The sequence below is a fragment of the Leucobacter sp. M11 genome, assembly GCF_035726885.1.
GTDB lineage: Bacteria > Actinomycetota > Actinomycetes > Actinomycetales > Microbacteriaceae > JAPFRB01.
In genome coordinates this window covers 474,715-475,497 of the sequence record NZ_JAPFRB010000001.1, presented here as the reverse complement: position 1 = coordinate 475,497, position 783 = coordinate 474,715, and the positions used below count along the sequence as shown (strand labels likewise).

The window sequence follows — 783 nt, the reverse complement described above, 5'->3', positions numbered from 1 at the left end:
AAGCTCAGCCCGGCCTCGGCGAGCACCGCGAGGGCGAAGGAGACCGAGCACTGCACCACGAGGATGCCGACCGTGTTCGGCAGCACGTGCCGGAGGGCGATCCGGAAGCGGGACTGGCTGGCGGCCCGGGCGGCGAGTACGTACTCGGTGCTCATCACCTGCAGGGTGCCGGAGCGGGCGACCCGCGCGAAGCCCGGGATCGAGGCGACGCCGATCGCGATCATCGCCGTCCACGTGCTCGCGCCGAACACGGCGGAGGCCATGATGGCCAGCAGCAGGGCCGGGAAGGCGAGGGCGATATCGGAGGTGCGCATGATGACCTCCTCGATCCAGCCGCCCCGGATCCCGGCGAGGATGCCGAGCGGGGTGCCGACGAGCAGGGCGATGCCCACGGAGATGATGCCGACGAGCAGGGTGATGCGCGCGCCGTAGAGCATGCCGGAGAACAGGTCGCGGCCGTACTTGTCGGTGCCGAACCAGTGCGCGCCGCTCGGCCCCTGCAGGCGGTCGGCGGGGATCACCTGCACGGGGTCGTAGGGGGTCCAGATGAAGGACACGAGGGCCGCGAGCGCGACGAGCGCGACGAGGGAGGCGCCCACGATGAGCGTGGGGCTCAGCCGGCGGGCGCCGGGCCGCTTGGCGGCGGGGGAGCGGCGGGCGCCGCCGGGGGCCTGGATCGCGGTCGTGCGGGGGGCCTGCGCCGGGGGAGTGCCGGGGCGCTCGGCTCGGGAGTGGTTCGGCATATCAGGCGCTCTTTCGCATCCGGGGGTCGACGATGGTGTA

1 protein-coding gene is annotated in these 783 nt (G+C 73.2%); it reads right to left on the bottom strand.

Annotated features, from left to right (window positions below; translation table 11 throughout):
- A partial coding sequence (locus tag OOT08_RS02425; protein ID WP_325090957.1) for an ABC transporter permease occupies positions 1 to 743 on the bottom strand: 743 nt, incomplete at its 3' end.
- Positions 744 to 783 lie beyond the last annotated feature (40 nt).